Source organism: Saccharopolyspora sp. NPDC049426, from assembly GCF_040676935.1.
Classification (GTDB): domain Bacteria; phylum Actinomycetota; class Actinomycetes; order Mycobacteriales; family Pseudonocardiaceae; genus Saccharopolyspora.
This window is the reverse complement of the sequence record NZ_JBFAPZ010000009.1, coordinates 35,256-61,844: the sequence shown is the minus strand read 5'-3', so window position 1 is coordinate 61,844 and position 26,589 is coordinate 35,256. Positions and strand designations below refer to the sequence as shown.

The 26,589-nt window shown below is 70.4% G+C and carries 22 protein-coding genes and 1 pseudogene; 9 read left to right on the top strand and 14 right to left on the bottom strand.

The features are described from left to right. Nucleotides 1–49: 49 nt before the first annotated feature. The 3 genes from AB0J78_RS20345 to AB0J78_RS20335 form a co-directional block, all read right to left on the bottom strand. On the bottom strand, nucleotides 50–289 hold the full coding sequence (locus AB0J78_RS20345; RefSeq protein WP_363791229.1) for a hypothetical protein: 240 nt from the start codon (nucleotides 287–289) through the stop codon (nucleotides 50–52). A gap of 215 nt (nucleotides 290–504) precedes the next feature. Continuing rightward, nucleotides 505–1,326 carry an MBL fold metallo-hydrolase gene (locus AB0J78_RS20340; RefSeq protein WP_363791227.1) on the bottom strand — a complete coding sequence of 274 codons (822 nt, stop codon included), beginning with the start codon at nucleotides 1,324–1,326 and terminating at the stop codon, nucleotides 505–507. A 10-nt stretch (nucleotides 1,327–1,336) separates the two neighbouring features. Continuing rightward, the gene (locus AB0J78_RS20335; RefSeq protein WP_363791225.1) at nucleotides 1,337–1,570 is read right to left on the bottom strand and encodes a hypothetical protein; all 234 of its coding nucleotides are present in this window, start codon (nucleotides 1,568–1,570) and stop codon (nucleotides 1,337–1,339) included. Nucleotides 1,571–1,754: 184 nt separating this feature from the next. On the opposite strand from AB0J78_RS20335, the gene AB0J78_RS20330 reads away from it, so the two are divergent. Both AB0J78_RS20330 and AB0J78_RS20325 read left to right on the top strand, forming a co-directional pair. Further along, the gene (locus AB0J78_RS20330; RefSeq protein ID WP_363791223.1) at nucleotides 1,755–3,248 is read left to right on the top strand and encodes a glycosyltransferase family 39 protein; all 1,494 of its coding nucleotides are present in this window, start codon (nucleotides 1,755–1,757) and stop codon (nucleotides 3,246–3,248) included. Nucleotides 3,249–3,259: 11 nt separating this feature from the next. Beyond that, nucleotides 3,260–4,360, top strand: coding sequence for a glycoside hydrolase family 172 protein (locus AB0J78_RS20325; RefSeq protein ID WP_363791221.1), 1,101 nt, complete (start codon nucleotides 3,260–3,262; stop codon nucleotides 4,358–4,360). A 425-nt stretch (nucleotides 4,361–4,785) separates the two neighbouring features. On the opposite strand, the gene AB0J78_RS20320 is transcribed toward AB0J78_RS20325, so the two are convergent. Next, complete coding sequence (locus AB0J78_RS20320; protein WP_363791219.1) at nucleotides 4,786–5,007, bottom strand: hypothetical protein; 222 nt, start codon at nucleotides 5,005–5,007, stop codon at nucleotides 4,786–4,788. Between the two features lie 313 nt (nucleotides 5,008–5,320). Between AB0J78_RS20320 and AB0J78_RS20315 the strand changes: the two are divergent. After that, nucleotides 5,321–5,436: pseudogene (locus AB0J78_RS20315) on the top strand (ectoine synthase); the annotation flags it as partial. Between the two features lie 194 nt (nucleotides 5,437–5,630). On the opposite strand, the gene AB0J78_RS20310 reads toward AB0J78_RS20315, so the two are convergent. From AB0J78_RS20310 to AB0J78_RS20290, 5 genes are read right to left on the bottom strand one after another with little or no spacing between them, the layout of a single operon-like run. Beyond that, the gene (locus tag AB0J78_RS20310) at nucleotides 5,631–7,268 is read right to left on the bottom strand and encodes an allophanate hydrolase (RefSeq protein ID WP_363791217.1); all 1,638 of its coding nucleotides are present in this window, start codon (nucleotides 7,266–7,268) and stop codon (nucleotides 5,631–5,633) included. Nucleotides 7,269–7,320: 52 nt separating this feature from the next. Continuing rightward, complete coding sequence (gene uca, locus AB0J78_RS20305) at nucleotides 7,321–10,884, bottom strand: urea carboxylase (protein WP_363791215.1); 3,564 nt, start codon at nucleotides 10,882–10,884, stop codon at nucleotides 7,321–7,323. Continuing rightward, nucleotides 10,877–11,503 (bottom strand): urea amidolyase associated protein UAAP2, encoded by a 627-nt coding sequence (locus AB0J78_RS20300; protein ID WP_363791213.1) that lies wholly within the window; start codon nucleotides 11,501–11,503, stop codon nucleotides 10,877–10,879. The genes uca and AB0J78_RS20300 overlap by 8 nt, the downstream gene beginning before the upstream one ends. Beyond that, complete coding sequence (locus tag AB0J78_RS20295) at nucleotides 11,500–12,330, bottom strand: urea amidolyase associated protein UAAP1 (RefSeq protein ID WP_363791211.1); 831 nt, start codon at nucleotides 12,328–12,330, stop codon at nucleotides 11,500–11,502. Before AB0J78_RS20295 ends, AB0J78_RS20300 begins: the two co-directional genes overlap by 4 nt. An 11-nt stretch (nucleotides 12,331–12,341) precedes the next feature. Further along, nucleotides 12,342–13,817 (bottom strand): amino acid permease, encoded by a 1,476-nt coding sequence (locus tag AB0J78_RS20290; protein WP_363791209.1) that lies wholly within the window; start codon nucleotides 13,815–13,817, stop codon nucleotides 12,342–12,344. 174 nt (nucleotides 13,818–13,991) lie between these two features. Here AB0J78_RS20290 and AB0J78_RS20285 point away from each other — a divergent pair, with 174 nt between their 5' ends. Further along, on the top strand, nucleotides 13,992–14,639 hold the full coding sequence (locus AB0J78_RS20285; RefSeq protein WP_363791207.1) for a helix-turn-helix domain-containing protein: 648 nt from the start codon (nucleotides 13,992–13,994) through the stop codon (nucleotides 14,637–14,639). A 689-nt stretch (nucleotides 14,640–15,328) separates the two neighbouring features. Then, nucleotides 15,329–15,535, top strand: a complete 207-nt coding sequence (locus tag AB0J78_RS20280; protein WP_363791205.1) for a hypothetical protein — start codon at nucleotides 15,329–15,331, stop codon at nucleotides 15,533–15,535. Here AB0J78_RS20280 and AB0J78_RS20275 read toward each other — a convergent pair. Continuing rightward, entirely contained in the window at nucleotides 15,522–16,694 is a 1,173-nt protein-coding gene (locus tag AB0J78_RS20275; RefSeq protein WP_363791203.1) for an ROK family transcriptional regulator, read from the bottom strand. The genes AB0J78_RS20280 and AB0J78_RS20275 overlap by 14 nt on opposite strands. A 133-nt stretch (nucleotides 16,695–16,827) precedes the next feature. On the opposite strand from AB0J78_RS20275, the gene AB0J78_RS20270 reads away from it, so the two are divergent. The 3 genes from AB0J78_RS20270 to AB0J78_RS20260 are packed head-to-tail and all read left to right on the top strand — an operon-like array spanning nucleotide 16,828 to nucleotide 20,954. Beyond that, complete coding sequence (locus AB0J78_RS20270) at nucleotides 16,828–18,099, top strand: MFS transporter (RefSeq protein ID WP_363791201.1); 1,272 nt, start codon at nucleotides 16,828–16,830, stop codon at nucleotides 18,097–18,099. Nucleotides 18,100–18,117: 18 nt separating this feature from the next. Next, entirely contained in the window at nucleotides 18,118–20,544 is a 2,427-nt protein-coding gene (locus AB0J78_RS20265) for a glycoside hydrolase family 3 C-terminal domain-containing protein (protein ID WP_363791198.1), read from the top strand. Beyond that, nucleotides 20,544–20,954: a pyridoxamine 5'-phosphate oxidase family protein gene (locus tag AB0J78_RS20260; protein ID WP_363791196.1), complete on the top strand. Its 411-nt coding sequence runs from the start codon at nucleotides 20,544–20,546 to the stop codon at nucleotides 20,952–20,954. Before AB0J78_RS20265 ends, AB0J78_RS20260 begins: the two co-directional genes overlap by 1 nt. Here the strand turns inward: AB0J78_RS20260 and AB0J78_RS20255 are convergent. From AB0J78_RS20255 to AB0J78_RS20240, 4 genes are all read right to left on the bottom strand, one after another. After that, a complete protein-coding gene (locus AB0J78_RS20255; protein ID WP_363791194.1) occupies nucleotides 20,951–21,202 on the bottom strand; it encodes a hypothetical protein in 252 nt (83 codons plus the stop codon). The two genes, AB0J78_RS20260 and AB0J78_RS20255, sit on opposite strands and share 4 nt — an antisense overlap. 434 nt (nucleotides 21,203–21,636) lie before the next feature. Further along, nucleotides 21,637–22,290: an RraA family protein gene (locus AB0J78_RS20250; RefSeq protein WP_363791192.1), complete on the bottom strand. Its 654-nt coding sequence runs from the start codon at nucleotides 22,288–22,290 to the stop codon at nucleotides 21,637–21,639. 17 nt (nucleotides 22,291–22,307) lie between these two features. Beyond that, nucleotides 22,308–23,291 (bottom strand): NAD(P)-dependent oxidoreductase, encoded by a 984-nt coding sequence (locus AB0J78_RS20245; protein WP_363791190.1) that lies wholly within the window; start codon nucleotides 23,289–23,291, stop codon nucleotides 22,308–22,310. A gap of 12 nt (nucleotides 23,292–23,303) precedes the next feature. Continuing rightward, on the bottom strand, nucleotides 23,304–24,626 hold the full coding sequence (locus tag AB0J78_RS20240; RefSeq protein WP_363791188.1) for an MFS transporter: 1,323 nt from the start codon (nucleotides 24,624–24,626) through the stop codon (nucleotides 23,304–23,306). Nucleotides 24,627–24,810: 184 nt separating this feature from the next. Here AB0J78_RS20240 and AB0J78_RS20235 point away from each other — a divergent pair, with 184 nt between their 5' ends. Continuing rightward, nucleotides 24,811–26,370: an IclR family transcriptional regulator C-terminal domain-containing protein gene (locus AB0J78_RS20235; RefSeq protein WP_363791186.1), complete on the top strand. Its 1,560-nt coding sequence runs from the start codon at nucleotides 24,811–24,813 to the stop codon at nucleotides 26,368–26,370. The last annotated feature ends 219 nt before the right edge of the window (nucleotides 26,371–26,589 follow it).

Below are 26,589 nucleotides of genomic sequence, written 5' to 3'. Positions count from 1 at the left end.
CGATCGGCGTGCAATTCGTCGCACATGACGCTCATGCTGAGCGGGTGCGTCAGCTCGCGCGTTCGCGCTCTCCCTCGAACAGCTCGTCGAGCGGCATCGAGCGGAGGCCGAGGTCCGCCACGTGGCGGGGGATCTCAACGCGGTCGTGCTCGCGCCCGCGCACGCCCACCATGCGCCCTCGGCTCACGGCGATGTCCAGTCCGTCACCGTTGGAGGGCAGGACCGACCCGGTCGGAACCCAGTCCTCCACGTCGTCCTTCGCCACTCCCGCCGCGAGGTGTCTGTCCATTGTGGACTGCCACGCTCCGCCCGCGGCGCAGGGGTTTCAACATCGACCCACCGGCGGATCTCGTCGCGGTCCGAGGCCGTACGGGTTTCGGCGCCCATGGGGAATCCCTCCAGAAACGCGTCGACCGGCTCTCGACGAGAGGTACCCGTCCGCTGCGCCGTGGAACGCACCACGCGTGGCGACCGAAAGCCCGAGCCTCCGAGCGGGGACCGGCATCACGCGGTCTCGCGTGTTGGAACGTCGAGCGTCATGCCCGGGACCACGCACTCCACGCCCGGAATTCCGCGGCGAGCGACTTCGACCTGGAACTCCGAGAGCGGCGAGGTGAACAACCCGTAATCATCGTGGTGGACCGGGAGCGCCTGCAGCGGGCGCAGCAGCTCCACGAGATCGGCGCCTTCCCGGCCGTCCATGCTGATCAACTGGCCGAGGATCCGCGTTCCTCCGAGGTGCACGACGGCGAGGTCGATGTCCGGGCACCGATGTCGGATCTCGGCGAGGTCGTCGTGCAGGACCGTGTCCCCGCTCAGGTACAACCGGAGGCGGTGCCCGGGCCGCTCGTAGTCCAGCAATGTCCCCATGACCGGTGGTGCTACGGCTCCCACCAGCCCGCGCGCGTGCCGGGCAGGCAGCGAGGTGACCGTGAGGCGGGCACCGTCCTTGGTCGTCGACCGCTCGCTCCACCGCGGCATCGGCACCGCCTCGGCGAAACCGCGCTCGTGCAGCCGGCCCGCTGCGTGGGGCGTGGTGAACAGGGGCAGCGCACGGTCGAGCTCCCGCGCCGCGACTCGGTCGAAGTGGTCTCCGTGCAGGTGCGAGAGCACCACGGCGTCCAACTCGGGAAGTTCCCCGATCGTCAGCGCTGGATCGGTGCGGCGCCGCGTGACGATCCCGTGCCCGATGTGGATCCACTGACCTCGCCGCACGAAGTTCGGGTCGGTGAGGAGCCTGAACGGCCCGAGGCGGAGCAGCGTGGTCGCCGTGCCCACGAACGTGACGGCGCATTCCGCGGTGCTTCCCGCAGTTCCGCCGGTCATCCGTGCCTCCTCATCCCACCTGCGAGGGCGTGCGGTCCTCGTCGGGGCCTTCGGGCGCGTCCGGGAGCTCCGGGGCGTCCGGTTGTTCCGGGTCGGGTGCCCGCGGTTCGTCCGGGCTCTCCGGCTTGTTCGGGAACTCGGGCTTGCTCGGTGCGGTCGGCTTGTCCGGGCTGGCGGGCTTCTCGGGTTGTTCAGGTTCTCCTGGGTCTCCCCGCCAACGGCTGAGTAGCGGCGTGCTGGACATGGTTCCTCCACCCTGGGCTCTGGTCCTCAGCGGTTACCCGCGCGCACCGGCCGGTCAACCCCGCTCGTGCGCGGTGATTTCCCCGCCTGCGGTCTCCGGCTCCGTCGAACGGCGCGCATCCACCGCGCCGCCTGCCGATGAGCAGCGCGCATGGGATCGGTGCCGCCGCGGGTAGGGCGTGGTGGTGGACTCGCCCCGACCGCAGCACGCCGCGCCGGCCCCGCGGCCGCCGGTGGCGTGGTCCCGGTTGGCCTCGATCGCGGGGTGCCTGGCCGTGCTTCTCGCATGGCTCAGCTCGTCCCGCGAGTGGTACGGCGACGAGCTGTACCTGCTCGCTGCCGGTCATCACCTGAGCTGGGGCTACGCCGACCAGCCCGTGCTGATGCCCCTGGTGGCGCGCATCGCGGAAGCCGCGCTCGGCGGTTCGCGCCTCGGTGTGCGGGCACCCGCGGTCCTCACCGCGGTCGCCGGCGTGCTGATCACCGGTCTCCTCGCGCGGGAGTTCGGGGGCGGCCGAGGGGCGCAGAGCCTGGCCGCGGCCACGTACGCCATCTCCCCGCACACGGTCAACAGCGGGAGCCTGCTGCAGACCCAGGCGGTGGATGCACCCGCGTGGGCTGTCACGACGTGGCTGGTCGTGCGGTGGGTGCGGCTTCGCGACGGGCTGTCGCTGCTGCTGATCGGCGTCACGGGCGCCGTTGCCGTGCAGGCGAAGTACCTGATCGTGGTGCTGTGGGCCGCGTGCTTCCTCGCCGCGGCGCTGATCGGCCCCCGGGAGGTGTTCCGACTGCCCGCGCTCTGGGTGGGCGCCGGGGCCTCGCTGCTGGCGATGGTGCCGTACCTGCGCTGGCAGCAACGGCACGACTGGCCCCAGCTCCGGCTGATCGGAGCCGTCCGCGAGGAGACGGCGGCCACCGCGAGCGGGCCGCTGGCGTTCCTGCCGCTGACCGTGCTGGTGGCCGGGGCGATCGCCGGTGCGGTGCTCTTCTGCTACGGCCTGTGGCGGCTCCTGCGGTCGACGGCCCTGGTCGAGTACCGGTTCCTGGGCTGGGCGTGTGCGGCGGTCGTGGTGACGTTCCTGGTCGGCGGAGGTCGCTACTACTACTGCGCCGGGTTGTTCCCGCTCTGCTTCGCGGCAGGATCCGTCGAGTTCCTGCAGCGCTCGGCCCCGACAGCCCGGCGGGCTGCGCTGATCGGCGTGGTGTGGCCGGCGTCAGCCGTGCTGGCGGTGGTGATGATCGTCGTTCCCAGCCCGCTACCGCTTACGGGGGTGGTGACCGCACCGGCGGCGCGCGGCAGCGTGGGATGGCACGAGCTGGCCGATGCGGTCGCGCGCGCGTACCCGCGCTCGCCCGAGGGGCGCGGTACACCGGTGGTCACCGGGCACTACTGGCAGGCCAGCGCGCTCGAGCGGTACGGTCGGCAACGCGGCTTGCCCCGTCCGCACAGCCCGCACCGCGGTTATTGGTTCTTCGGCGCTCCACCGGACGCGGACACCGCTCTGTTCGTCGGTGCCGATCCCGGCCCGCTGCGCGCGAACTTCCGCAGCACGCGCCTGCTCACGACCTGGCGCGGCGGGCTCGGCCACGCGGGCATCAGCGCCTCCGTGCCGATCTGGTTGTGCGAAGGTCGGATCACCCCGTGGGGCCAGGTGTGGCCATCGTTGTACGAGCCGTGACGGGAGGCGTGGTGGACGAGCTCTGGCAGCTGCCGAACATGCGCACGCGGTCGGTCTCCCCGGAGAACCCGACCGGGGCGAAGGGCGGGGGAGCGCGGGCGGTCGAGGGCACCGGTGCGTCGGCGGCCCGCGAGCTGGGTGGCGGGTGGAAGGTCTCGCCCTCGATCGAGCTGGCCGCAGGCCGGTTCGCGACGCTGGCCGACGTCGCCGGTCCCGGCGTGATCCAGCACATCTGGCTGACCACAGACGTGCCCAGCGTGCGGCAGCTGGTGCTGCGGATGTACTGGGACGGCGAAGGAGATCCGTCCGTCGAGGTGCCGCTCGGCGACTTCTTCTGCAACGGGTGGGCGGAGCTCGCGCTGGTTGACTCCGAGGTCGTGGTGGTCGCCCCCGCGGGTGGGTTCACCAGCTACTGGCCGATGCCGTTCCACAAGCGTGGCACGATCACGCTGGAGAACACGACACGCCGCAGCGTTCCCGTCTACTACCAGGTGACCTACCAGGAGACGGAGCTGCCCGAGCGGATCGGCTACTTCCACGCGAGCTGGCGGCGCAGCAACCCGCTCGGCGATCCGGCGGTGCACACGATCGTCGACGGCGTCAGCGGCACCGGCCGGTACGTGGGAACCTACATGGCCATCCTCCCGGGTGCGCCTGGCTGGTGGGGCGAGGGCGAGGTCAAGTTCTACCTCGACGGTGATCGGGAGCACCCGACGATCTGCGGGACCGGTACGGAGGACTACTTCGGTGGAGCGTGGAACTTCGACGTGGGCGGCCGCTACGAGACCTACTCGACCGCGCAGTCGGGGCTGCACCAGGTATTGCCGCCGCACGAGATCTACCGGCCGCAGCAGCGGTTCGGCATGTACCGCTGGCACCTGCGCGACCCGATCTGCTTCGAGCGGGATCTGAGGGTCACCGTCCAGGCGCTCGGGTGGAAGGCGGGCCGACGCTACCTTCCGCTGGTGGACGCCGACATCGCCACGACCGCGTTCTGGTACCAGACCGAACCGCACACCCCGTTTCCGCCGCTGCCCGCCCAGCAGCCCGCGCGACCCGGACCCCGGCGGCTCACCGCTCGGATCCGGGAACTCCTGGGCCGCCGCGCGTAGGCCTCCCGCAGAGGCGGGGAAGCGAGGGCCGCTCTCCGGCGACCGGGGCGAACGCGCCGTGGTCTCAGAGCAACGTGTCCGAATCGGATTCGTCTTGGCGGGAATACCGTTCCACGGCAAGGGGAACTCGGAGGACATGTGCACGTGGCGGGTGCGCCGACATCCCGAGGGGACCTGGCAGGTCCTGACGCCGGGCGGTACTCAGGCGTGCGCGCGAAGCACCAGCCAGACCGTGGCGATCAGCAACGCTCGAGCGCTCATGGAGCACGAAGGCGCGCACCGCCTGCGGGTCGAGGCGAGTGCCCGCGGCGACGGGGCCGATCCGGGGCTGGTCTCCACTTGTTACGCTCGCGATTCCCTCCGGTGAGGGCGATTCAGATCGACTGCGGACCGGGGTGGTGGTGCCGGGTGGTGAGGTGGCGCGATCACGTCGCGGATGTGCCGACGTGCGCGGCGTCGGCGGCGATCGCATCAGCGGAACGGGCGGACGGAGCCGTGGCGCTCAGGACGGCGCCGACCGCGAGGTGACCGTTCTCGGCCACCAGGACGTCGAACCAGATCGAGGTCAGCACCGGGTCCGCGCCGGGGCGGCTGCCGTCGGCGTTGCAGACGTCGACCACGAGATCGTCCCAGAAGTCCTCAGCCATGGTGTCACCGTCCCGGCCCGGCGCTGTGGAGTGTGAAGTGATATCGGCACATCGCCGCACGAGCTTGAGACCTGATCGCGGCACGAAGGAGGTGTTCGCCTCGGGAGCCTGAGGCCGGAACCGGGGATCACGGCGCGCGGTGCTGCGGGACGAATTGCCCCGAAGCACCTGGCAGCGCCGCATTCCACTTCCTGCGCGGTTCGCCGGTCCTGGACCTGACCGGACAGGCCGAGGGTGATCACTGCTCCACCGCCGTCGTGGCTGAGCTGCGAGCTGGCCTCGTCGATCGCGTCGCATTGCCGCGGCACGTGGTTACCTGCTCGACGGGCACGAGCACCACCAGCTGCGCCCGGCGACCGAGATGCGAGCGGTGTGCGCCCGCCGCTCACGGGCAGGGAGGTTCACGACGAGGACGGTGTGACCCGCTGATCATCGATCGCTGAGCCCGGTGCGGCCGGCGTCAGTCGAGCGCTTCGGCCGCGGTGCCCGCAGCGCGGCGTCACAGAAGAACAGGCGAATTTCTCGGTATGCTGCCGGGTCGGCTCGACCGCGTCTGACCTCAAGTGCTTCTAGCCATGGTTGTCCGGAGGGAAATCAATCACGGGTGATTCTGGCGCCGAGAGTCAGCGGCCCGAGAGGTAGGTGCGCCAGGCTCCGTGATGGGTGATGTCTTGCGTGCCGGTGAGGGCCGCCGGCTCGCAGAGGAAGCCGCGGACCTCGGTTCCGTCGGCGAGTTCCACCGCGCCGATGGCCATCGGGGCCGGTAGGGCGGCGACGAACGAGCCGAAGGCCGCCGGGGTGAGTTCCCAGACCTCGACCTCGATGGCTCCGCCGGTGTCGGTTCGTACCAGGCCCGGTTTCGGCGGCGTCGTGTTCAGGGCGTGCAGGCGGTACGTCGGCGCCGTGGTGGTGGTGCGGACCAGACGGGCGTTGCGATCGGTGAGCTGGTGGTTCAACGGCTGGCCGGTGAGGTGGGCGCCGGCGACTGCCAGCTGTACCGGTTCGGTCTCCTCGAGCAGGCTTGCGAGGTGGGCGAGGGCGCGGTCCTGGTGTGCGGCGCCCACCAGCATGACGCCGAACGGCAGGTCGTCGACCCGGCCCGCTGGGACCGCCAGCGCCGAGAGGCCCAGCAGGTTGGCGAAGTTGGTGAAGCGGCCGAGCGCGCTGTTCACGCCGACGGGATCGGCCGCGACCTCCGCGAGCGTCGGATGTCCGGTGGTGGTCGGCAGCAGTAGGGCGTGGATTCCGCCGAGCTGGACCGCGGCCTCGGCTCCGAGCTCGGCCAGCCGCTGCTGGTCGGTGAACACCCGGTGGGCCGGAATCCGCCCGGCCGCGGAGATGATCTCGCCGACGGTGGGGTCGACCTGGTCGCGGTGGGCGTCGACGAACTCGCCGACTGCCGCGTAGCGCTCGGCGACGAAAGCGCCCTGGTACAGCAGTTCCGCTGCGCGCAGGAACGGTTCTAGGTCGACCCGCACCAGCTCGGCGCCTGAGGACCTGAAGCGCTCGACGACGTCCTGAAAAGCCTCCGCCCAGCCCGGTGCGAGCTCTCCGAGGTCCTCGGGATCCGGCACGCCGACGCGGTGCGGAGCAGCTGGGGTCCACGCCTGTACGGAAGGGCTCAGCACATCCAGGGCGGCGTGCGCTTCTCCCGCGGTGCGGGCGAAGACCGTCACGCAATCGATGCTTGCGCACGCGGGCACGACACCGTCGGTGGCGACCAGGCCGTGGGTCGGCTTGAGACCCACGATCCCGTTCAAGGCTGCGGGCACCCGGCCCGAACCGGCGGTGTCGGTGCCCAGCGCGAGATCGGCGATCCCCAGCGCCACCGCCACCGCAGACCCCGAGCTCGAACCACCTGAAATGCGTTCGGGATCCACGGCGTTGCGCACAGCCCCGTGCGGCGAGCGGGTTCCGACCAGGCCCGTCGCGAACTGGTCGAGGTTGGTGGTGCCCAGCACGAGCGCCCCGGCCGCGCGCAGCTTCGCCACAGCTGAGGCGTCCTCGGCGGGGTGGTAGGCGTAGGCCGGGCAGCCCGCGGTGGTGGGCAGCCCGGCGACGTCGATGTTGCCCTTGACCGCGACCAGCTTTCCGGCCAGCGGCAACGCTTCGCCCGCGGCGGCGCGTTCGGCGACCTCTGCGGCCTCGATGAGAAGGTCGGATTCTGGGCGCAGGTCGATCCAGACCTCGGGGCGGTCAACCTCGGCGATGCGCCGGTAGGCGGCGAGCACCCGGGCGCGCAACGACTCCTGTGAGGACAAGTCGACTCCTTGCGTGGGGAGGGCGGGAGCGCTGGGGATCGCCCCCGTCGTGTCAGGGGGCGAGGGTGAGCAGGGGAGTGCCGGGGCCGACCTGGTCTCCGGGGGAGACCAGGAGTTCGGCGACCGTTCCGGTCATGGGAGCGGTGACCGAGGCTTCGGTTTTCATGGCCTCCAGGGCCAGCAGCGACTCTCCCGCCTCGATGCGTTGCCCGAGCTGGACGTCGGTTCGCCAGACAGTCGCGACGAACGGGGCCTCGACCACCTGGCCGCCGGCCGGGACGTCGACCGTCGCTGTGGTCGACGTCGCGAGGTCGGGCTCGGGTTTCGGATCGAACTCGCCCGCGGCTTCCCATGCCTGGCGCTCCGCTTCGAATGCCTCGGCCTGGGTCTTGCGGAACTCGGCGATGCTCGCGGCGTTGTCGGCCAGGAAACGCTCGTGGTCGGCCAGCGCGAACTCGTCCTCGGTGATGTCCAGTTCCAGGCGTCCTGCCGCGCAGTCGGCGCGCAGGTCCAGCAGTTCCTCGGCGGAGACCGGGTGCCACTTGATCCGGTCGAAGAACCGCAGCAGCCACGGCGATCCCGGCTCGAAGGAGCCGCGCTGTTGCCAGCCGCTCCACACTTGCACGGTGCGGCCTACGAACTGGTAGCCGCCGGGGCCTTCCATGCCGTAGATGCACAGGTAGGCGCCGCCGATGCCGACCGAGTTCTCCGCGGTCCAGGTGCGGGCCGGGTTGTACTTGGTGGTGATCAACCGGTGTCGCGGGTCCAGCGGCGTGGCCACCGGGGCGCCCAGGTAGACGTCGCCCAGGCCCAGCACCAGGTAGTCGGCGTCGAACACCGTGCGGCACACGTCGTCCACACTGGACAGGCCGTTGGCGCGGCGGATGAACTCGATGTTCCACGGGCACCACGGTGCGTCGTCGCGGACACCGGTCATGTAGCGCTCGATGGCCTGGCGGGTGGCCGGGTCGTCCCAGGACAGCGGCAGGTGCACGGTCCGGCTGGGTACCCGCAGCAGCGAGGTCGGCGGTAACTCCGCCTCCAGCTCCCGGACCAGCCCGAGTGCCTTGTGCACCGACATCTCGTCCGGATCCACGTGCAGCTGCAGCGATCGGATTCCCGGCGTGAGGTCGATGATCCCGTTCAGCCGCTGCTCGCGCAGCTTTTCGGCCAGGGCGTGGACCCGCATCCGCAGCGCCAGGTCCAGCTTCATCGGCCCGTACTCGACCAGCAGGTTGTCGTCGCCGCTGCGCCGGTAGGTCACCGACGGCCGGGCCTCGTCGGCCTCCAGGTGGCCCAGCACTCCGCCGTCGTCCACCGCGGGACGACTCGCCCGCAGCGCGGGACGGGGGTGTTGTCGTAGATCAGCGGCGTGGGCGGTGCTGATCGGGGTGAACCGGACGGTGTCGCCGGGGCGCAGCTGGCCGAGCTTCCAGCGCTCACCGGTGGCCACGGTGGCCGGGCAGACGAAGCCGCCGAGGCTGGGGCCGTCCGGGCCGAGCAGGATCGGCAGGTCGCCGGTGTAGTCCACGGCCGCGACCGAGTATGGGGTGTCGTGGATGTTGGATGGGTGCAGGCCGGCCTCGCCGCCGTTGCTGCGCGCCCACGTCGGGCGCGGGCCCACCAGTCGTACGCCGGTGCGCGCCGAGTTGAAGTGCACCTGCCAGTCGGTGGCGTAGAAGACCTCGACGTCCTGCTCGGTGAAGAACTCCGGTGCCGCGTGCGGTCCCTCCAGCGCGCCGATCAGCCACGCCTCGGTCAGCTGCGGGCGGTGCTCGACGGGAACCGGTCCCGCCGGGGTGCCGAAGGCCACGCCCGGCGCCATCACGTCGCCGACGCGGAGCGCGCGGCCTCCGTGACCGCCGAAGCGGCCGAGCGTGAAGGTGCTCGCGCTGCCGAGGAATTCCGGCACGTCGAAACCGCCTGCGACCAACAGGTAGGTGCGCAACCCCGGTCCCTTGGTGGTGCCGATGTCGAGCACCGCGCCGGCGGGGACCTCGATCGGCTCCCACATCGGCACCGCGTCGCCGTCGACGGTGACAGGAGCGGGAGCACCGGTGACGCAGACGGTGACGGCGTGGGTGAACCGCAGCGCCGGCCCGTCCACGGTGCACTCCAGCCCCGGTGCGCCCTCCGGGTTGCCGAGGGCCGAGTTGCCCAGCCGGAACGACAGGTCGTCCATCGGCCCGCACGGTGGCACGCCGACGTGCCAGTACCCGCGCCTGCCCGGCCAGTCCTGAACCGTGGTCATCGTCCCGGCGCGGCGCACCTCGATGGTCGGCTCGTCGTCGGTGACCTCGCTCAAGGTGGCGGTGTCGTGGGCTACCGCGCGGAACCGCGGCTCGTCGATCGCCGAGCGCAGGAAACCCAGGTTGGTGCGGATGCCGTCGATCCGCGTCTCCCGCGCGGCACGTGCGGCGGCGTCCAGGGCCTCCGCCCGGGTGTGGCCGGTGACCACGACCTTGGCCAGCAGCGAGTCGTAGTGCGAGGACACCTCGGTGCCCGTCTCCACCCAGGTGTCCGTGCGGACGTCGGCCGGGAACTCGACGCGGGTGAGCAGCCCGGCGCTGGGTCGGTAGTCCCGCGCCGGGTCCTCGGCGCAGATCCGCAGCTCCACGGCGTGGCCGCGGGGCTGCGGCGGTCGGTCGAACATGGCGGTGTCGCCGCCTGCCACGCGCAGCATCCACGCCACCAGGTCGACGCCGAAGACCTCCTCGGTCACCGTGTGCTCGACCTGCAGCCGCGTGTTGACCTCCAGGAACGCCGCCTCGTCCCGGTCGGCGTCGTAGACGAACTCGACCGTCCCCGCCGAGCGGTAGTACACCGAGGAGCACAACGTCAGCGCCGCGTCGGTGATCCGCTCGCGCACGTGCTCGGGCAGGTCCGGTGCCGGGCACTCCTCGACGACCTTCTGGTTGCGGCGCTGCAGCGTGCAGTCCCGGTCTCCCAGGGCCATCACCCGGCCGTTGCCGTCGCCGAAGACCTGCACCTCGACGTGCCGGGCCCGGTCGACCAGCCGCTCCAGGAACACCCCTGCGGTGGCGAAGTTCTTGGCCGCCACACCCTGCACCGAGTCCCACGCCGCGCGCAGCTCGTCGGCGTCGCGGCAGGCGCGCATGCCGATCCCGCCGCCACCACCGGTGGCCTTGAGCATCACCGGAAAGCCGATCTCAGCAGCGGCTTCCAGCGCTTCGTCCACCGTGGGCAGCAATCCGGTTCCGGGCAGCAGCGGAACACCGGAGATGACCGCCTGGTCGCGCGCGGTGTGCTTGCTGCCGAACAGCTCCAGATGACGTGGCGTCGGACCGACGAACGTCATCCCGGCGGACTCGACGGCGCGCGCGAAACCAGTGTCCTCGCTGAGGAATCCGTACCCCGGGTGGATCGCGTCGGCTCCGGTGCGCTTGGCCGCGTCGAGCACCCGCTCAACCGACAGGTAGCTCTCTTCTGCAGGTGAACCGCCCAGCAGCACCGCCTCGTCGGCCAGCCGGACGTGCGGGGCGCAGCGGTCCGCCTCCGAGTGCACCGCGACGGTGGCGATGCCCAGTTCCCGCGCGCTGCGCAGGATCCGGACCGCGATCTCGCCCCGATTGGCCACCAGCAACCTGTCAACCACGGGGAACCTCACCCTCGGAATCGGTGATTACCATCCGCACCTCGGACGGCTTGAACCCGTTGCACGGGTTGTTGATCTGCGGGCAGTTGGACACCAGCACCAGCACGTCGGTCTCGGCGCGCAGGGCCACGCGCAGGCCCGGCGCCGAGATGCCGTCGACGATGCCGAGCGTGCCGTCGTCCTCGACCGGCACGTTCATGTACCAGTTGACGTTGCCCACCAGGTCCCGCTTGCCCAGCCCCCATCGGGAGCCCTCGATGAGGAAGTTCTCCGCGCAGCCGTGCTGGTGGAAGGTGTGATGGCCGTAGCGCAGGGTGTTGGACTCCTTGCTGCAGGCTCCGCCGATGGTGTCGTGCCGCCCGCAGGTGTCGGCCACGACCGTCATCAGCGGATCGTCCTCGTGGCTGCGCAGCACGCTGCCGGTGGTCAGGAAGATGTTGCCCTGCGCGGCGATCGTGTTGCCCGCGCTGTAGCGGCGGGAGGTGTCGGCGGCGTCGTAGACGAGGAAGTCCACCGCCTGGTTGCCCTGCAGGTCGATGATGTGCAGCACGTGCCCGTTCTCGACGACCGCCGAGAACGGTGCGCGCGGGGCGACGACCTGGTCCAGCACGGCGCTCATGCGATCCCCCTCGCGGTCAGGTGCTCGGCGGTGTTGGCGAATGCCCGACGCCCCTCGGGCGTGCGGGTCCACAGTGGATCCTCGGGGCAGGTGGCCGCTTCCATCCAGGCCAACACCTCCAGGGTGGAAGCGGTGTAGTCCGGACGCGGATCCAGCGAGTGCGGGGTGTTGGCGATCGAGACGATCACCGGCATCTCCACCCGCAGCGTCACCGAGGCGCCCGCGCCGGCACCGCCGGTGAACTCCAGGCCGCCGTCGGCGCCGACCCGGGTGCCCTTCAGCAGCGCCAGGCTCGGTGGCACGTCGCGCGGACCGAGGCCGTGCTTGGCCAGCGCGAGCTTGAACAGCTCGCGACCGGCGGGGGAGTCGCTGTGCGGCTCGCCGGCTCCGTATCGGGCGGTGTTGCCCGCCAACGTGGACACCGAGCACAGCGCGTCGTGCGCGCCCGAGGTGTCGGCCACGATCGAGGCCAGCACCCGAGCCTGGTCGGACAGCAGCAGGTCACCGGTCCGCAGGTAGGCGTTCCACTGGACCTTGATGGTGTCGTTGACGTTGAGCCGCTCGATCGGTTCGAAAGCGTTGTGCAGCAGCAGGTTCGCGCAGGCGTCTCCGTGCAGGTCGGTCAGCCGCAGGTGCGTGCCGCGCGCCAGCAGCTTGTGGGTGTAGCCGCCGCCAGCGACGGTCTCTGCCCACACCAGCGACTCCGGCGCGACGTCCTCCGGCGGGTTCGGCCAGTCCGAGGCGGGCAGCACCGGCATCGCTTCAGCGGTGGCGCCCTCCTGGGCCCGCGCGTGCTCGCGGGCTCCGTGCGTGGTCGAGGTGGTCACGTTCGCCTCCTTCATGCGTGAACGGGTCGGGCGTCGGGCTCGCGGCGCACGCCGCGCCAGCACGACCAGCCGGTGAGGGCTGCGAGGGCGAGGAATTCCAGCGGGAACAGCAGCAGCCACGGGGAACCGGTGCCCGCGGTGTCGTAGACCTCCGGGCGAGGCCAGGCGATGTTGACGATCATCGCGACGCCCCAGACGACCGCGGCGGCGTTCACCGGCAACGCCCAGCGGCCCATCGAGAACAGCCCTGGGCGAGCCGGGAACTCGCCGCGCATCCGGCGGCGCAGCAGCGGGAACGTCACCAGCAGGTAGGCCACGTAGACCACCACCACCGAGGTGCCCGTGATCGCGCTGAAGATCGTCGGGTTCCCCAGGTTGACCAGCAGCAACGCGATCGCGACCGCGCCGGAGACCAGGGCCGGCAGCAGCGGCGTGCCAGTGCGCGGGTGCACCTTCGCCAACCGCGCGGACGCGGGCAGCGCGCCGTCGCGGGCCATCGCGTAGCAGAGCCGGATGGTGCCGGTCTGGATGGTCAGCGTGCACACCACGACCGCGATCGCCACGTCGGCGAGGAAGACCCGGCCCAGCGCGTCGCCGAAGACGGCCTGGATGACGTAAGGCAGGCCCTGGTCGGCGAGGTTGCCGTCGGTCAGGCTCGGCGCGGCCATCAGCGCCACGAGGATCACCGCGAGTCCGCCGATGCCCGAGATCAGCAGTGCTCGCAGCACTGCGCGCGGCGCCGCTCGGCGGGCGTTGACGGTTTCCTCGGCGACCGAGGCCGCCGTGTCGAAGCCGTAGAGGACGTACCCGGCCATCAGCGCGGACGCCAGCAGCCCGGCGCCGGTCCCGGTGGCGGGCAGTGGATCGGTGACCACCTGCGGGCCGCGCACCGCGAACAGCGCCAGACCGATCACCAGCACCGCAACACCGGCGAGCTCGGCGGCCACGCCGATGTCGTTGATGCGCGCCATCACCCGCACGCCGGCGGCGTTGGCGGCCGTGGTGCACACGATCAGCGCGCTGCCCAGCAGCACCGCGTTGGTCGCGCCGCTCGGCGAGGTGATCGACGGATCGCCGCCGACCAGCTGGAATCCGCTCCACACTGACGGCAGCACCACCTGCAGCGCGATCGCCGCGGCGGCCAGCGCCACCGTGCAGCCCAGCAGCATCATCCAACCGGCCAGCCAACCCGCGAAACCGTGCGAGAGGTGCTTGGCCCACTGGTAGATCGACCCGGCCAGCGGATAGCGCGCGGCGAGCTCGGCGAAGTTCAGCGCCACGAACAGCTGGCCGACGATCACCACCGGCCAGGTCCAGAAGAACATCGTGCCGCCGAAGGAGTAGCCGAGCCCGAACAGCTGGAAGACCGTGGTCAGGATCGACACGAAGGAGAAGCCGGCGGCGAATGCGCTGAACGAGCCCAGCGTCCGGCGCAGTTCCTGCCGGTAGCCGAAGGTGCTCAGCTCGTCGGATTGGGTGGCTGTCACGCGACCTCCCTGAGGTCTATTTCTGTCGCACGACAGAAATTAGGGACCTGCGAAGACGTGGGTGTGGCGACGAGATCACGTCTGGGTTAGCCGGTGTGAGAACCGTGTTTCGCGGCCGGGCGGAACCCACCCGTCGCGCGTTCGCGGGCCATCGAGGTCGGGCATGATGGGGGCGTGCGAACGAAGGTGGGACGGCCCAGGGCGGGATCGGCGGGAACCGGCGACTCGCGGGAGGACCTGCTGTCGTCCGGTGCGGCCTTGTTCACCGAACGGGGGTTCGCCGCCACGACCACTCGCGCGCTGGCCGAGCGGGCCGGGCTCCGGCAGGCCGCGCTCTACCACTACTTCGAGACCAAGGAGGACGTCCTCGCCGCGCTGCTGGAACGCACCGTGCGGCCCTCGGCGGAGTTCGCCGCCGCACTGCTGCAGCGCACCGAGGACCCGGCGGTTCGGTTGTGGGCGCTGTGCCGCACCGACATCGCGCTGCTCGCCGGTGGCGAGCACAACCTCGGCGCGCTCTACCTGCTGCCGGAGATCGCCGGCCCGCGGTTCGAGGAGTTCCGCCGCCAGCGGACCGAGCTCAAGGACGCCTACCGGATCCTCGTCGAAACCCTCGCCGGACCTGAGCAGACGGCCCGCGCGGACTTCGTCTTCGGCGTCGTCGAGAGCGTCATCCTCATCCGGCGCGACACGCTGCGCCTCGACCCCGACGACTTCGCCCGCACCGGCGCCGACGCCGCCCTGCGGGCCGCGGGAGTCGATGACGAATGCCTGCCCGAGATCCGCGAAGCCGCGGAAACCCTCCGCCGCACACACTCCTAACTCACGTCATCGACACGGCGAAACGCGACATCTACCGGGGCTACGGTTGTGGTCAATGCGCCAGGAGCGATGACCCCGGCCTCCGCCTACGAACAGGGCACCGCTCCCATCAAAGGCGCCCCGGACGACGGCGAAACGATCTCCTGCACTTCCGCCCCGTCGAGGTGCTTCGCCCTGCTGCGTAGCAGCACGCCCTGGGTCGGTCCGTCCAAGGGGCCAGCCCAATCCCATCGCCGAGGGCCTCAGCGATCGCAACGTGTGGTTAGTGCGCGAATCTGGAGGGGACGTGCACCCCCACAAGTAAACCTGCTGGTCAAGAGATTTCAGCAGAGCTCAACCGAAACTTGCCTACCAAAAAACCCCAGTTCAGAGGCTTGACCTGGGGTTGATGTTGTGTCCGAGGACGGACTTGCACACTATTCACCCGACTTCTGCTCCCCGAAACAGGTTGAAGCAGTGGGCTTTTTGCTGTCCCATGTGTCCCGACGAGGTTCCAGCTGGGACACCGGTGCCGGGACAGGTCAGGTTGCTTGTGAACTGGGAAAACGTGGAGTGGTGGGCGGGCGGGACAGGGTTGTGGGGGTGTCCCTGCGCGTCCCACCTGGCTCTGGCAGGTGTTCGACAGGTCTCAGATGCGTTTAGGGCCATCGGACGGGACGGCCTCAGCCAATTTGCCGACCCTCGGCGGCGTGGCTTTGTGCGACAACGCCCTTGGCGCCCTGGTCGACCTGAACTCTGAGAGCCGTGCTGAGAGCAAGGCTCGTCGCCAGGGCGAGGCCCCTCTGGAGGCGGTGCGCTCCCTACCATGCTCGTTCGCCGGTTTCGACGAGGCCATTCTCTCGTTCTATGCGGACGGGTTGATGATCTCGGGGTGGCCGAACATCATCGGTGACTGAGAAGGCGCGCCAGCCCGTCGTCGTGGAAGACCCGGTCCAGGGCGAGGGTGGTTGCTCCGGTGACGCCCGCTCGGTCGCCGAGGGCGCTGGTGGTGATGGTGAGCTTGCGGGTGAACAGCGGAGCGGCGCGGTCGTAGACCGCGGCCCGGACCCCGGAGAGCACCTCGTCGTTGAGCTGGGCGAGCAGTCCGCCGAGGACGAGGGTGCGCGGGTTGTGGACCTGGATGAGCAGGGCCGCCGCGTCGCCGAGATGCGTTGCGGCGCGGCGGATCCGCCGCAGTGCGGCCGGATCACCACCGGCGGCGAGCTCGGCCAGTCGCCGGGAGCCGTGCAGCGGGTCTTCGGCGAACGGGATGCCGAGGTCGTTGAGCACGGCGCGGTAGGAGGCGACCGAGCCGAGGCATCCGGTGTGCCCGCAGGCGCACACGACCTCGCTGTCGTGGGCGATGCGGAGGTGGTTGATGTCGCCGGCGGCTCCGTCGGCGCCGCGCAGCACGGTTCCCTCGGCTGTGACGACGCCGGAGCCGATGCCGGCGCCGACCTTGATGAACAGCAGCGGTCCCTGCGCGTCGTCGTGAGAGGACTCCCCGAGGGCCATGAGGTTGACGTCGTTGTCGACCGTGACCGGCACGGAGAGGATCTCCTGCAGGTGGGTCGCGACCGGGGTGCCGTCCCAGCCGGACATGGTCGCCGCCCGCAGCGTCACCGGGGCTTTGACGGTGCACCCGTCGGGGGTCACCGGGGCCGGCAAGCCCACGACGACGTGCCGCAGCGGCCGGTCGGGGGCGTGGTCGGCCGCCAGGGACCGGATCCGTTCTCCCAGTTCGTCGAGCGCTCGGTCCGGTCCGGCCTCGATCGGGATCGTCGTGACCTCCCGGCCCAGGACTTTCCCGGTGAGGTCGCTGAGCGCGAGGTGAGTGGCCGTGCCGTCGACGTCGGCGGCGGCGATCACGCCCGCCTGTGGGCTGATCCGCAGCACTCGCGGTGGTCGGCCGCGCACCGTCTCGCTGCCCTCGTCCTCGCTGACCAGGCCTCGGGAGACGAGGTGGTCGACCTGCTGGCCCACGGTGGAGCGGGCGAGACTGGTCCGGCGGGCGATTTCGGCTCTGCTGGTGGCCTCGCCGTTGCGGACGAGTGCCAGCACCTTGCGCAGCGCCACGTCATCTTTATGCACTGAATCAAACTAAATGCGGCATCTTGTGTCGGTCAATGGACTAATTCAGGCTTTGCTCCATCGTTCGCCTGGTGCGTTCGATGGTTCGTCGGCTTTGTCGAGTTCAAGGGAGAACTCCGTGTCCAGAGAGATCGCCGCGCCGCCGGCGTCGCTGCTCCCGCCGCCGCAGCAGAAGGCCAGCGGGCGCGTGGTGGCCACCATGACGCTCGCGCGGCTGGGGCTGATGCTCGCCCTGACCGCGCCCCTGATCGCCGGGCTCACGTTGAAGGTCCAGACGCTGGTCGGCCCCGATCAGGCGGTCGCCGTGGTCGGTGTCGTGACGACGGCGGGCGCGGTCGGTGCGCTGGTCTTCGACCCCGTCTTCGGCCGGATCAGCGACCGCACCACCGGGCGCTTCGGCCGCCGCCGCCCGTGGCTGGTGGCCGGTTCGCTCGGCCTGATGCTGGGACTGCTGGTCATCGCTGTGGCGCCGAACGTGTGGGTGCTGGCGCTGGGCTGGTTGTTCGGGCAGATCGCGGGCAATGCCGCGGTGGCCGCGCACACGGCCTCGCTGGCCGACCAGCTGCCGACCGCGCAGCGCGGCAAGGTCGGCGGCCTGATCGGCATCGCGCAGCAGGCGTCGACGGTCGGGTCTGCCTACGCCGGGAAGTTCCTCGGTCAGGACATGCTCCTGCTGTTCCTGGTGCCCGGTGCGATCGGCCTGGTGCTGGTCCTGGCGTTCGTCCTGGTCCTGCCCGACCGGCCGCTGCCGGAACGCCCGGAACCCGACGTCGGCCTGCGCGCGGTGCTGAAGACGTTCTGGGTGAGCCCGCGCCGGCATCCGGACTTCGCGTTCGCGTGGGTGTCGCGGTTCTTGATCGTGCTGGCGGCGTGGATGTTCCTCACCTTCCGGCTGCTGTACCTGCAGCACGAGATGGATATGTCGGCCAAGGAGGCCGCGAGTGTGATGGCCACCGGCGTGCTGATCTACACCGTCGCGTTGGTGCTGGCCGGTCAGCTCGCGGGCTGGGTCTCGGACCGGATCTCGCGCCGGAAGGTCTTCATCGGCGCCTCCGCGGTGATCTTCGGGATCGGTACCTGGATGCTCGCCCACGCCGAATCGGTGACGGGCTTCTACGCCGCCGAGGTCGTGCTCGGTGTGGGCTTCGGCGTCTACGTGGCCATCGACCTCGCGCTGGTGCTCGACGTCCTGCCGAACCCCGACGAAGCGGGCAAGGACCTCGGCGTGTTCAACATCGCCATGTCGCTGCCGCAGACGCTCGCTCCGGGCTTGGCCGCGGCCCTGGTCTCCGCCGGTGCGGGCCAGAACTACGACCTGATGCTGACCGTGGCCGCCGTGATCGCGGTGGCCGGTGCGCTGGCCATCGTGCCCGTGCGGTCGGTTCGCTGACGAGCCTGAGAGGAAGACATGACCGGGTACGACGAGGGCGAGCTGCCGATCGTGATCGACAAGGCGATCGGCGCCCTGGACCTCGCGCGCAAGGTGCGCCTGCTGACCGGAGCGGCGATGTTCGCGCTGCCCGCGGAGCCCGCCATCGGGCTGTCCGAGGTGCGGATGTCCGACGGCCCGACCGGTTTGCGCGGTGCTGAGCTCGCGGGCGGCCGCAAGTCGTGCCTGCTGCCCAACGCCACTTTGCTGGCTCAGCACTGGGACGTCGGGGTGGCCGAGCAGGTGGGTGAACTGCTCGCCGACGAAGCGGCGGCGCACGACGTGCACGTCGTGCTCGGACCGACGATCAACCTGCACCGGAGTCCGCTCGGCGGACGGCTTTTCGAAGCGTTCAGCGAAGACCCGCTGCTCAGCGGAGCGCTGGCCACCGGCTACGTGCGCAGCCTGCAGGCGCGGGGCGTGGCGACCTCGGCGAAGCACTTCCTGGCCAACGAGTCCGAGACCGAGCGCTTCACCGTCGACTGCGCCATCGACGAGCGGACCGTGCGCGAGCTCTACCTGCTGCCGTTCGAGATGGTCGTGACCGACGCCCACCCGTGGTCGGTGATGGCCGCCTACAACCGCGTCAACGGCACCCCCGCGACCGAGCACGGCGAGCTGATCAACGACGTCCTCAAGGGGGAATGGGACTACGACGGGCTGGTGATGTCCGACTGGTTCGCCACCAACTCCACGACCGCCAGCGCCAACGGCGGCCTCGACCTCGTCATGCCCGGCCCCGAAGGACCGTGGGGCGATGCGCTCGTCGCCGCGGTCGAGGCCGGCGAGGTCGCCGAGGAGACCATCGACGAACACCTCCGGCGCCTGCTGCGCTTCGCCGCCCGCATCGGCTGCTTCCCGGGCGAACCCGCGCCGAGGACCGCGAGCGCGACCCCGGACAGCCCGCCGACCCGGCAACGCCTGCGCCGGTTGGCGGCCGGCGGCATGACCGTCCTGGTCAACCGCGACGAGACACTTCCGCTGACCGCTTCCGGCGGTCCGATCGCCGTGATCGGGCGGCACGCGTTCGACACCGTCGCCCAGGGCGGCGGCTCCGCGCAGATCCGCCCGCCGCACGTGGTCGGCATCGCCGACGGGCTCTCCGGCGCGCTGGGTGCGGAACGGGTGTCCGTTGTGGACGGTGTCGAGGTGCGAACTCGGCCCATCGCGGCGTTACCCGATGCCGTGCGCGACCCGGAAACGGGGGAGAGCGGCATGCGCGTGACCGCACGGGACGCCTCCGGGCAGGTGCTGGAGTCCCGGCACGTCGACGCGACGGAGGTCGAAGTCGTCGAGGACGGCTGGCTCGGCTCCGCCGCGAGCATCGAGCTCTCCGCCGAACTCGTCCTCGACGCGCCCGCGCGCACGCGCATCGGCGTGCGCGGCCCCGGGCGGTGGGAACTCACCGCACCCGGCCTGCGCGAGGAGCTGGAGCTGCACCGGTCACCCGGTCCCGGCGGCGGGCTGCACCGGCCACCCGCGCGCGGTTTCGACGTCGAGCAGTCACCGGGCGCGCGGATCAACGCCGTCACGCGAGCGGATTCGGGCATGCGCATCATCGGCCTGGTCGCCGCCCCGGCCCCGCCTTCCGACGACGAGGCGATCCGCGCCGCCACGGCCGCGGCCTGCGAGTCCGAGGTAGCGGTGGTCGTCGTCGGCTTCACCCAGGAGCAGGAGACCGAGGGCGTCGACAAGACCACGCTCGCCCTGCCGGGCCGACAGGACGAACTGGTGCGCGCAGTGGCAGCGGTGGCCGAGCGCACCGTGGTCGTGGTCAACGCGGCGACACCAGCGCTCATACCGTGGATCGACGACGTCGACGCCGTGCTGTGGGCCGGTCTGCCGGGACAGGAGGCGGGCGATGCCGTGGCCGCCGCACTGCTCGGCGAGGTCGAACCCGCAGGCCGCCTGGTCACCACGTTCCCCGCAGCGGACGGCGACGGCCCGGCCTGGAACACCACGCCCACCGACGGGGTGCTGACCTACGCCGAGGGCGGTGGGGTCGGCTACCGGGGCTGGGCCGGCCGGGAGCCGCTGTTCTGGTTCGGCCACGGACTCGGCTACGGGACCTGGCGCTACGAGTCCGCCGAGGCCGTGGCTGAACACGGCATCGCGCGCAGCGCGCGGGTCGAGGTCACCAACATCGGTGACCGCACCTCCCGCGAGGTCGTCCAGGTCTACGCCCGGCCCGCTGATCCCGACGAACCGATCCGGCTGATCGGCTGGGCCGGCGCCCGCGTCGAACCCGGCCGCACCGCGACCGTCGAGGCGCCCTGCGACCAGCGAGTCCAACGCCGATGGGATCCCGAGCAGCGGACCTGGAACCCGCTGCCCAACGCCGAGCTGCTGATCGCCCGGGGCCTCGGCGACGTCCGCCTGACCCTGCCGCTCACCGAGGAGAACTGATGCCCACCCCACCGCTGCCCATCGAAGTCCAGGCCGCGTTGGCCGAGCCGGTCCCGGCCGTGATCGCCACGGTCCGCCCGGACGGTCAGCCCGTCACCGTCCCGACCTGGTACCTCGTCGAGGACGACCGGCACCTGCTGCTGAGCATCGACGCCGCCAACGCTCGAGGCGATCGGCTGGCCCACCTGCGCGCACACCCGCTGGTCTCGATCACGGCGCTGGGCCGCGTGAGCTGGTACGACGCCGTCATCGTCCAGGGTCGGGCGGTCGAGTTCTTCGACGACGTCGACCTCGAACTCGTCGACCGCATGTCCGCGGTGCACACCGGTGCCCCGTACGGAATCCGGCGCCCCCGCACCGCGGTGCGCGTCGAGATCACCGAGTGGTCCCGCCCGGTGCCGAAGACCTAGCTCAGTGCCGGGATCATCGCCGCCTCGCCCGATGATTCCGTCGGCCTGCTCACCCTTCCAGCTCGGATCGGTTGGAACTTCAGCCTCGGCAGCGGCATGGCCATCATCACCGACACCGTGCCGCTCGCCACGTGCGTGAAGCCGCGGCCGCCGAACCGCTCGGCTTCGCCGTCGAGGTGCTCTCGGATGCCACCGGAGCCATCCACCTGGCGAAAGAGGCGGGCAAGGTCTCGGCCCAGCAGGTGCACGACGCGCTCATGGTCCTGCTCCACTCCAACTGGGCCGCGGTCACCGACACCGCCACCTGGACCGAGGCCGTCTCGGCGCACAAGCCCCTCGACAAGAGCGACCTCGGAACCTCAGCCGTACTGGGCCGGTCCGCCCACTGTCGCGACCCCATGCACCTCGCGGCTTCGCGTAGGAAACCATGTGTGGTGCAGTGGGATGGATCCCGTTTCACTGGTGTTCGAGGACGGAACCGCACACGGGTTCATTCCCATCTGATTCCTGAAACTAGTTGAAGCAGGAGACGTTTGAAGTCGGCCTGCGTCCGCTGAATGGTGGGCGCAGGCCGACCATGTGTGCCGCATCCGCCACTGCCTGCAGCCGTGGCGGTCCAATACCGTGAGATCCCATCAGGGCTCGGCGGGCGTACGTGCAGGGCGAGGTGCGAGCACCGCGTTCAGTGCGAGATGTTGGTGCTGCGGGCGGCGGTGATCCGGTGGCGGAGTTGCTCTTCGTGCTCGATGACTTGCTCGACGCGGTCGGCCGCCCACTCGGCGCGATCAGCCGGGACGATCGCCACGCCGTCGCCGTCGGCGACGACGATGTCGCCAGCGGAGACGACCACACCACCGATGGCGACCGGGGAGCCGATGGTTCCGGGACCGTTCTTGAACGGCCCTGCTGGGGTGACGGCGCGTGCGAAGACGACGAGGCCTTGCGCCGAGAGGGCGTCGACGTCGCGGACGGCGCCGTCGACGATGGCGCCGAGAACGCCCTGGTTGACCATGATCTCGCCGATGAGGTCGCCGATGACGGCGCGGGACAGGTCCGCTTGGCCGTTGATGACGAGGACGTCGCCGGGCTGGGCCTCGTCGAGGGCGCGGTGGATGGCGAGGTTGTCGCCGGCGCGGGTGTGGATGGGCAGGGCTGTACCGACGAGCGAGGTCTTCTCGGAGTGGGCGCGGATGCCGCCGTCGAGGACCAGCATCCGTTGGAAGACGTCGCCGATGTTGGCTGCTGGTGCTTTGCCGAGCCGGTCGAGCAACTGGGGGTCGGGTCGGGCGTGCGGTTCGGTGACGGTGATGGTGTCGGTAGGGGCGTTGATGTACACGGGTGCTCCTCCGGAGGCTAGGCCGCGGTGCGGGCGGGCACGACGACGGTGTTGTCAGGGGTGTCGCCGGCGAGGGCCTGGCGGATGCAGTTGACGGCGGCGTGCCCGACCTTGCTCAGGGCTTCGTCTGTTTGGCCGCCGATGTGCGGGGTGACGATGAGGTTGTCCAGCTCATCGAGCGGGAGTTCGTTGTGCGGTAGGGGATCGCGCATATCGGTGCTTTCGGCGTCGAGGACGTCGAGCCCGGCTCCGCCGAGCCGGCCGGAGCGCAGGGCGGTGAGCAGCGCGTTCTCATCCACGAGTCCTCCTCGGGAGGTGTTGATGAGCAGCGCGCCGGGGCGCATCCGGTCGAACTGGGCGGAGCCGATGATGTGACGGGTCGAGGACACCAGCGGAGCGTGCAGGCTGAGCACGTCCGAGCTGCTGACCAGTTCGTCGAGATCCACGCGCCGACCGCCGACGGCCGAAACCGCCACGTCGTCGACGGCGGGGTCGCTGACCAGCAGGTCCATCCCGAGTGCGCGCCCGATCTCGGCGACGTGACCGCCGATGTTGCCGAGCCCGAGCAGTCCCAGCGTGCGGCCGTGGAGCTCGATGCCGGTGAGTTCGCTCTTGCCCTCGGTCCAGATGCCCCCACGTGTGCGGTTCGACGCCGTGGTGACCTTGCGAGCCAGGGTGAGGGTCAGGGCGAAGACGTGCTCGGCGACGGCACGGCTGTTGCCGCCGGGCGTGATGGTGACCCAGATGCCGTGCTCCCGGGCGGCGTCGAGGTCGACGTTGTTCGTCCCGACCCCGTGCCGGGCGATGATCCGAAGCTGGGGCGAGGCTTCGATCTTGTCGCGACCGAAGTCCTCAGCCCGCAACAGCACGGCATCGACGTCAGGGCTGACCGTCGCGTAGTCCACCGCGTCCGGGCCGTAACCCAGGTGAACGGTGTGCTCGGCGCGAAGGGCGGCGATGACCGAGTCGTGAACGGGGTCGGAGACGTAGATCGTTGGCACAGCGCTGCTCACTTATCGGTAGAGGTGCGTGACGTTCTCGGGGGTCCGGCGCACCATTGCTGACACCGCCAGGCCCAGAGCACCGGCCAGCACCAGGATGAAAGCGGGGATGAGGTTGTTGCCGGTGGTGTCGATCAACCAGGTCGCGAGGTAGGGGCCGCCACCGCCGCCGATGACGGCGCCGACGCTGTGCCCGAAGGCGACACCGGTGTGGCGCACCTGCACCGGGAAGAACTCCGGGATCGTCGTGTAGGTGCCCGCCTGGCAGAGCGCGTAGGGGATCATGCTCAACCCGAGTCCCAGCACGGCCATGCCGACCGACCCCAGACCGATCAGCATGAACGACGGGATGACGATCACGATGTAGGCGAGGTAGGACCACACCAGCAGGCGCTTGCCGCCGACGCGGGCGCCGACCTGTCCGGCGACCGGGATGAGCAGGGCTGCGAGGAGCACGGCGACCAGGACGATCGTCGACGAGGCGGCTTTGGAGAAGTTCAGGACGTCGCTGAGGTAGACCGCGACGAAGACGGTGCCGACGTAGGTACCGATGTTCTGCACCAGGGCGATCGCCACGACCTTGATCAGCGCCGCTCGGTGACCGGCGAACAGCTCTCGGACCGGGCGGTGATCGCTGTTGCGCTGCTTCGCGCTGTTCTCGACGTACTCGGGGCTGTCCTCGACCTTCAGGCGCGCCACCAGCACCAGCGCGCCCAGCGGGATCGCCAGCAGGAACGGCACTCGCCAACCCCAGTCGAGCATCACTTCGGCGGGAACGGTTACGGCCACGAGGGCGGTCACACCGGCGGCCAGGCCCTTGCCGACGTTGCCGATGCTGGGAACGAAGGAGATGTAGAGCGAGCGACGTCGTTCAGGAGCCCACTCGCGGATGTAGGCGGCGGCGCCACCGATCTCCCCGCCGGTCGAAAAGCCCTGCAGCAGGCGCAGAGCGACCAGCAGGATGGGTGCCCAGATGCCGATCTGGGCGTAGCCCGGCAGGAGACCGGTCAGACCGGCGGCCAGGCCCATGCAGGTGATGCAGGCGATCAGGCTCTTGCGACGGCCGACCTTGTCGCCGAGCCGGCCGAAGTAGATCGCGCCGAGCGGTCGAACGAGGAACGCCGAGCCGAAGACCAGCAGCGTGCTCAGCAGGCCCAGGATCGGGTCCTCGCTGGGGAAGAACACCGTGGCCAGCGTGGCGGCCACGTAGCCGTACACGCTGAAGTCGTAGTACTCCACGAGCGTGCCGAACACCGCGGCCGCGGTGGCTCTCTTGGCCTTGCGCTCCCGCGTGGACGCGGAGTTCGCGCCGTCTTCGATTTCAGTCATGGACATGCCAGCTCCATTGCTGTAAAAAAATGGGACAGTGTCTCAGATGTGAGCTAGAGTGTTGGCCGTGGCGCACGTGCCTGTCAAGGCATGGCGGATGACTCGCACGTCCGCGACAGCGCCAGACCGATGGAGGCAGGCGATTACGATGCAACGTGGACGAAGCTCGGTGACGTCGGATTGAGGTGGGATGACGGGCGACGACGGCTACAGGAACGCGGGGCCCATCGTCGGCAACGACCGCATCGTGCGCATCCTCGATGCCCTGGCCGCTCAGCCGTCGCCGAACGGGTGGGGCGTCCGCGAACTCGCCGGTGCCATCGGCGAGACCCGCAGCACCGTCAACCGCCTCCTCCAAGGCATGGTCGAGCGCCGCTTGGCCCAAGTCGACTCCACAACCACCTACCGGGCTGGTCCGCGGCTTCGCTTCCTTGCAGGACGCCTCCACGTGCGGCACCCGGTGCTGAGCCAGGCTCCGGGTGTCATGGCCGACCTCGCCGCTCGATGCGACGCCACGATCATGATCGTCATGCAGGGGCCGCAGCCGACCACGGGCTTTCTGGCCGTCCTGCACGAACACGACGGTCCGGTCCGCTACCAGCTCGCCCCCGGCATGACCCTCCCGCTTCATGCCGGAGCCGCGGGCAAGGCGCTGCTGTCCACCCTCGGCCTCGACGTCCTCGACGGTGTGGAGCTGCGGCGCTTCGGTGAGGACACCATCGTCGACCGGGAACAGCTCGCAGCGGATCTCGCCGAAGCCGAAACCGCCGGATACGTCACCAGCGTCGGACAGCACATCCCGCTCGCGGCCGGAGTTGCCGCACCGTTCCAGGCCGCGACGGGGGAGAAGGCGGCCGTGTCGGCCACGCGACCCCGTTACAGCACATCCGACGAGGAGCTCGCCGAGATCGGACCGCTCGTGCGCGACGCCGCCGCGGCACTCGGCAAGCTCGGCGACGTCGAGAAGCCCGAGCGACCCCGTTCGATCGACCTGGCCGGATCGGGCGAGGTCGATACCACCGCGCTCGGCAGGTTCGAACGCCTCCTCGCGCTGCTCGCCGACAACCCGGGCGGGGTGTCGTCTGGGAGTGAACTCATCTCCCGCATCGGTGCCAGTCCCTCCACCGTCGCCCGTCTTCGCGCGACAGCGGAAACATCGGCCATCGCCAGAACCACCGACGAGGGCGATCTGGCCGCAGGCCCCTTGTTGCTGCGCTGGGCGGCAGCGCTCGGACCACGGCCTCCGTTGCCCGACCTGCTCACCGAGGACCTCACGCGACTCGCCGCCGACACCGGCGAGACCACCGCGCTCACGGTATTCGACCGCTCTGCCCGCACCGCGGTCCTGACCACCGTCGTTCCGGGGCAGAACCCCGTCCACTACGGGCTCGCCGCGGGCTCCGCGATTCCGCTGCACGCCGGCGCCGCGGGCAAGGCGGTCCTCGCTCACTGCACCCCTGAGCTGATCGAGGAGCAATCGCTCGAACCCCTCACCGCCAACACGACGACGGAGCGGGACGAGCTCGAACGCGATCTCGCTCTCGTCCGCGATCGCGGCTGGGCCGAGGGCAACGGAGAACGGATCCCCGACGCCTTCGGGATCGCAGCGCCCTTTTTCGAGGACGCGCGCATCGCAGGATCGGTGACGCTGACGATCCCGCGCTACCGCAAGGACGAACTCGACATCGCCCGACTCGGCACCACGCTCACCGAGGCCGCCGCTCGCATCACCAGGTTGCTCACCCTCTGAGACCTAGCGCCCGGACTGAGCACCAGTATCCGCTCCGGGCTGGGTTCGCGCTGAAATCCTTGCGTCTCGAGCAGTTTCGCCGCACCTCGGGCGAGAACCGCTGTGCCCGCCTTCCTGGTGCCCTCTCTTGACATCGGAGAGGCGATCCGCAGAGACTGCCTACATCATCGAGACACTGTCCCAGTTTTTCAACTGTGCGGTCGTGGCCGCCGAGTGACT

Excerpts from the sequence above, each read along its gene's own strand:
- AB0J78_RS20265 (WP_363791198.1), top strand. The coding sequence starts at position 18,118 with ATGACCGGGTACGACGAGGGCGAGCTGCCGATCGTGATCGACAAGGCG.
- AB0J78_RS20345 (WP_363791229.1), bottom strand. The coding sequence starts at position 289 with ATGGACAGACACCTCGCGGCGGGAGTGGCGAAGGACGACGTGGAGGAC.
- AB0J78_RS20240 (WP_363791188.1), bottom strand. The coding sequence starts at position 24,626 with ATGTCCATGACTGAAATCGAAGACGGCGCGAACTCCGCGTCCACGCGG.
- AB0J78_RS20260 (WP_363791196.1), top strand. The coding sequence starts at position 20,544 with ATGCCCACCCCACCGCTGCCCATCGAAGTCCAGGCCGCGTTGGCCGAG.
- AB0J78_RS20320 (WP_363791219.1), bottom strand. The coding sequence starts at position 5,007 with ATGGCTGAGGACTTCTGGGACGATCTCGTGGTCGACGTCTGCAACGCC.
- AB0J78_RS20235 (WP_363791186.1), top strand. The coding sequence starts at position 24,811 with ATGACGGGCGACGACGGCTACAGGAACGCGGGGCCCATCGTCGGCAAC.
- AB0J78_RS20335 (WP_363791225.1), bottom strand. The coding sequence starts at position 1,570 with ATGTCCAGCACGCCGCTACTCAGCCGTTGGCGGGGAGACCCAGGAGAA.
- AB0J78_RS20340 (WP_363791227.1), bottom strand. The coding sequence starts at position 1,326 with ATGACCGGCGGAACTGCGGGAAGCACCGCGGAATGCGCCGTCACGTTC.
- AB0J78_RS20300 (WP_363791213.1), bottom strand. The coding sequence starts at position 11,503 with ATGAGCGCCGTGCTGGACCAGGTCGTCGCCCCGCGCGCACCGTTCTCG.